Origin of the sequence: Streptomyces purpurogeneiscleroticus, from assembly GCF_020024005.1 — a bacterium.
In the GTDB taxonomy this organism is placed as follows: Bacteria; Actinomycetota; Actinomycetes; order Streptomycetales; family Streptomycetaceae; genus Streptomyces; species Streptomyces purpurogeneiscleroticus.
In genome coordinates, this window is the sequence record NZ_NHSG01000013.1 from 1 (window position 1) to 5,069 (window position 5,069).

The 5,069-nt window shown below is 72.2% G+C and carries 4 protein-coding genes; 2 read left to right on the top strand and 2 right to left on the bottom strand.

What is annotated here, in order from left to right; all coding sequences use genetic code 11:
• Positions 1-53: 53 nt before the first annotated feature.
• Both CCS38_RS00355 and CCS38_RS00360 read right to left on the bottom strand, forming a co-directional pair.
• Positions 54-1,493: an amidase gene (locus tag CCS38_RS00355; RefSeq protein ID WP_223731151.1), complete on the bottom strand. Its 1,440-nt coding sequence runs from the start codon at positions 1,491-1,493 to the stop codon at positions 54-56.
• Positions 1,494-1,719: 226 nt separating this feature from the next.
• A complete protein-coding gene (locus CCS38_RS00360; protein WP_223731152.1) occupies positions 1,720-2,712 on the bottom strand; it encodes an Lrp/AsnC family transcriptional regulator in 993 nt (330 codons plus the stop codon).
• Positions 2,713-2,968: 256 nt separating this feature from the next.
• Between CCS38_RS00360 and folC the strand changes: the two genes are divergently transcribed.
• Positions 2,969-4,510, top strand: a complete 1,542-nt coding sequence (gene folC / locus CCS38_RS00365) for a bifunctional tetrahydrofolate synthase/dihydrofolate synthase (RefSeq protein WP_223731153.1) — start codon at positions 2,969-2,971, stop codon at positions 4,508-4,510.
• Position 4,511: 1 nt separating this feature from the next.
• Positions 4,512-4,877: a DUF4233 domain-containing protein gene (locus CCS38_RS00370; protein WP_223731154.1), complete on the top strand. Its 366-nt coding sequence runs from the start codon at positions 4,512-4,514 to the stop codon at positions 4,875-4,877.
• Positions 4,878-5,069: the final 192 nt, after the last annotated feature.

Below are 5,069 nucleotides of genomic sequence, written 5' to 3' on the forward strand. Positions count from 1 at the left end.
TGTGGGGGAGGGGCAGCCGTGAGGGAGCTGGTCAGCCGTGGGGGAGAGCGAGGTCAGCTGTCGGGGTGGCGGCCGGCCGAGGAGAGGGCCGGACGGCGCAAGCCGTGGCCCGTGGCGGCCTCATAGGCGTACGCGGCGCGCAGGGCCGTCAGCTCGGCGCGGGGCGCCGCGACCACCTGCAGACCGACCGGCAGCCCACCGGGCGTGAACCCGGCCGGCACGGACAGCGCGGGCGCCCCCAGCACGGTCACGAAGTACGCCGAACGCATCCAGTCCAGATACGTGTGCTGCTCCTCGCCCGCGACCACGGCCGGGTACTCCAGCTCCGCGTCGAAGGGCACCACCTGGCTGACGGGCGCGAGCAGCACGTCGTAACGGGAGAAGAAGTCCGTCGCCGCCAGATGGATACGGGCATGCGCGGCGGTGGCGCGGGCGAGGTCGGCGCCGGTCAGCCGGCGGCCCTCCTCGATGTTCCACACCAGGCTGGGCTTGAGGGCGCCGGGGTGCGTGTCGAGGAGCTCACCGAGCCCTTGGGCGAACAACTGCGCCCGCCGCGTACGGAAGACGTCCTCGGCACCGTCGAGGTCCGGGCAGTCCTCGGTGACCCGGCAGCCCAGCTCCTCGAAGACCCGCAGTTGCGGCTCCAGGACGGCCGTGACCTCCGGGTCGACCGGCACCCGCCCGCCCAGGTCCGGCGTCCAGGCGACCCGCAGCCCGCGCAGATCCGCCGCCAGTGGAGCGCGGAAGACCGCGCCCGGGATGTCCAGGGAGAGCGGGCAGCGCGGGTCGGGCCCGGCCATGACCGACAGCAGCAGCGCGGCGTCCGCGACGGTACGGCCCATCGGCCCGGCGACGGCCAGGGTGTCCCACGGGTCGCTCGCGGGGTGGCACGGCACCCGGCCGGGGGTGGGCCGCAGCCCGACCACATTGCAGAACGAGGCGGGATTCCGCAGCGACCCGCCCATGTCGCTGCCGTCGGCGAGCGGGTGCAGCCCGGCGGCGAGCGCGGCGGCCGCGCCACCACTGCTGCCACCGGCCGAGCGGGTCGGGTCGTACGGGTTGCGGGTGGCCCCGAAGAGCGGGTTGAACGTATGCGAACCGGCCGCGAACTCCGGCACGTTGGTCTTCCCGATCCGGATGGCCCCCGCCGCCTGGATCCTCTCCACCAGCAGCTCGTCCTCGTCCGGCACATGATCGGCGAAGAGCGGCGAGCCGTGGGTGGTGCGCATCCCGCGCGTGAGGTGGGTGTCCTTGAACGCAATCGGCAGCCCGTGCAGCGGACCGACTTCATGCCCCCGCACGAGACGCTCGTCAGCATCACGAGCGGCGTTCAGCGCCCCTTCGGGGTCGACCGTGACAACCGCATTGACCTGCGCGTTAACGTCCTCGATCCGGTCGAGGTGAGCCTGCACGACCTCCCGGGCGGACAACTCCCGCTTCCGAATCCTCGCGACAAGCTCGGTGGCGGGCGCGTACGTGATCTCGTCAGTCATTGACCATCCGTCCTGGACTGGGCTGGATGAGCGCTCATCCTCCGACCGCCTGCCGGAAGTGGTCAATAGCTATGCGCGAATGAATCTTCTGGACGCCTGGATTGACCAAGTGACGGTTATGGCCGCGCACTGGAGTGAGTGACGGTTACAGCCGTACTGAGCGGTCCGAGACGGTGTCAGGTGTCCGAGGAAGCCCGGGACCGGGATGCAGCCTCCGGGCCGGGACTCAGCCCGCCGCCCGCAGTGCCCGCATCAGCGGTGTCGGTGTGGCGCTGCGCTTCAGGGCCGCCACCACCAGGTGCGAGCTGACCGCCTCCACGTGCCGCACCCACGGCCCCTCGGTGAGGAAGGCGTGCAGCGCCGTCATAGACGGCTGCGTGACATCGACCAGCAGCTGATGCTCGCCCATCACCACTGCCGCGTACCGGACCAGCGGCGACTCCGTCAGCAGCCGCCCGACGGCCTCCACCGCGTCCGGCCGGGTCCTGATCCACAGCAGCGCCTCGACCGGCAGCCCCAGCAGCGCGGGCTCCACCGCGGCCCGTATCGACACCGCGCCCGAGCGGGTCAGCGCCTCCACCCGGCGCCGCGCCGTCGCCTCGGACACCCCGGCCAGCGCGGCCAGCTCCTCGTGCGTGCGCCGCCCGTCCTCGGCCAGCGCCTCCACGATGCGCCGCTCCTCCGGCCCCAGCTCCTCGGCCGGCGCGCTCGCCTGCTCGGGGCGGGCGGGGAAGCGGGCCAGCGCGGCCGTCTCGGCCTCGTCCAGGATGCCGGGATGCCAGTCGTGGACCGTACGGAAGTACCGCAGGACGGGGGAGACGTGCTGGGCGGTCAGGCCGGGCACTACCGGGGCCTCGTCGAGCATCAGCGCCGCCAGCCGGCCCGGCGGGCACTGCACCTCCGCCACGCAGTCCGGCGGCCCGGACAGCACGTAGCTGAAGACCGTGCCGGCGCGGTCCGCCATCGCCAGTGCCGCGTCCCGCGCCGTACCGGGCGGGCAGCCCAGCCGCACGATCGCCGTCTCGCCGCGGGCGACCAGCCCGGTGACCGTCACCTGGCCGCTGCCCAGCAGGTGCAGGCCGCGGCGCGCGACGGTGCGCTCCGGCTCGCCGAGCGCGGCGGCGATGCGGCGCCAGGAGGCCCGGCCGTCGATCTGCAGGGCGGCGATGATCCGGCGGTCCAGGGCGTCGGGCCCTTGGCCCGTGTCGGCAGCGGTCACGGGATCACAGTAACGACGTAACGACAGTCGACATCAGTCAAGATCACAGGAGCGACGGCCAAGGGCCTGGAGACGGCCAAGGGCCTCGAGGGGAGTCGTGTGCGCCCCCGGAGGGGAACGCGGCCGCCGGGTGGGGCCTCCTCCTCCCTCTTATTCCGGCAACGATTGCGGAGGGTGAGAAAGTGCCCCGGGTCAATTACATATTGTAATTGTACGCCCTGTGAGGGAAATGCGGTCGTTCTCCTAGACTGGTGCTGTGAGCGAGCGCCCCGAGAACGACGACCCCGATCCGATCGACCCCGACCTGATCCCCGGTCCGGAGGTCGACGCCTTCGACGAGATGATCGAGGCCGAGACCGACCGCGACCCCGACCTCGCGGTGATCGAGGCCGGCAGCCGCACGCTGCGGGCCCAGGCCGGACCGCCGACGAGCGACGTGCCGGCGCGCCCCGAGGACCCCGAGGTGGACCGCGCGCTGCGCGCCGTGGAGGCCGAGCTGGCGACCCGCTGGGGCGAGACCAAGCTCGACCCGTCGGTGCAGCGCATCGCGGCGCTGATGGACATCCTCGGGGAGCCGCAGCGCTCGTACCGTTCGATCCACATCACCGGTACCAACGGCAAGACCAGCACGGCCCGCATGATCGAGGCCCTGCTGTCCGCCTTCGACCTGCGTACCGGGCGCTACACCAGCCCGCACGTCCAGTCGATCACCGAGCGGATCAGCCTGGACGGCGCGCCGATCTCCGCCGAGAAGTTCATCGAGACGTACGAGGACATCAAGCCGTACGTGGAGATGGTGGACGCGCGGGAGGACTACCGGCTGTCCTTCTTCGAGGTGATGACCGGGATGGCGTACGCGGCCTTCGCGGACGCGCCCGTCGACATCGCGGTCGTCGAGGTGGGGATGGGCGGCCGGTGGGACGCCACCAATGTGATCGACGGTGATGTCGCCGTCGTGACGCCCATTTCGCTCGATCACACCGACCGGCTCGGTGACACTACGGAGGCGATCGCGGGCGAGAAGTCCGGGATCATCAAGAAGGACGCCACGGTCGTGCTCGCGCAGCAGCCGGTGGAGGCCGCTTCGGTGATGCTCAAGCGCGCCGTCGACGTGGACGCCACCGTCGCCCGCGAGGGCATGGAGTTCGGGGTGCTCGCGCGCGAGCAGGCGGTCGGCGGGCAGCTGCTGACGCTGCGCGGCCTGGGCGGCGAGTACACCGAGGTCTTCCTGCCGCTGTACGGCGCGCACCAGGCGCACAACGCGGCCGTCGCGCTCGCCGCCGTCGAGGCGTTCTTCGGGGTCGGCACGGAGCACGCCCGCACGCTGGACATCGACACGATCCGCTCCGCGTTCGCCTCGGTGTCCTCGCCGGGCCGGATGGAGGTCGTGCGCCGGAGCCCCACGGTGGTGCTGGACGCGGCGCACAACCCCGCGGGCGCCCGTGCGACTGCCGAAGCGGTGACCGAGGCGTTCGGTTTCAGCCGACTTGTGGGCGTGGTCGGCGCGAGTGGGGACAAGGACGTGCGCGGGCTGCTGGAGGCGTTCGAGCCGATCTTCGCCGAGGTCGTGGTGACGCGGAACTCCACGCCCCGTTCGATGGATCCGGACGAGCTGGCCGCCCTGGCCGTCGAGGTCTTCGGTGCCGAGCGGGTGCAGGTCGAGCCGCGGCTGGACGACGCCCTGGAGGCGGCGATCACGCTGGCCGAGGAAGAGGGCGAGTACAGCGGCGCGGGCGTGCTGGTCACCGGTTCCGTGATCACGGTGGGCGAGGCCCGGCTCCTCATGGGGAGGAACTGACATGCGCACCCTGTGTGCGAGCACGCTGATCGGCGAGTTCTTCGTGATCGGCTTCGCCGGGCTGGTGGCCATGCAGACCTCGGACCTGTCCACGGTCACGGTCTGGACGGTCAGCGGCATCGCGATGCTGCTGTCGCTGCTGCTGTGCGGCATGATCTCGCGGCCCGGCGGGGTGGCGCTCGGCTGGGTGCTGCAGATCGCGCTGATCGCGAGCGGGCTGATCGTGCCGACGATGTACTTCCTCGGCGCGGTCTTCGCGGCCCTGTGGTGGGCCTCGGTCCACTTCGGCCGCAAGATCGACGAGGCGAAGGCCCGCTGGGCGGCCCAGGCCGCCCAGGCCGACGCCACGGGCCCGGACCCGGCCTGACCTGCACGGGGGCCGCACCGCCCCGGCGCCGCACGGCCACACGGCCGCACGGCTCCGGGGCACCTTGCCATACGGATTGCAATACAGAGTCCGGCCGCGCGCCCCCCGGCACCGCTCCGGCACCATTCCGTACCGGGCAGCCCCCGGCACCGTCCGCCCGCGCAGCCCCCGGAGCCGTGCGGCCGTGTGGCC

What these genes read in the sequence shown, in the direction of transcription:
- CCS38_RS00355 (WP_223731151.1), bottom strand. Translation starts at nt 1,493, where the DNA reads ATGACTGACGAGATCACGTACGCGCCCGCCACCGAGCTTGTCGCGAGG.
- CCS38_RS00370 (WP_223731154.1), top strand. Translation starts at nt 4,512, where the DNA reads ATGCGCACCCTGTGTGCGAGCACGCTGATCGGCGAGTTCTTCGTGATC.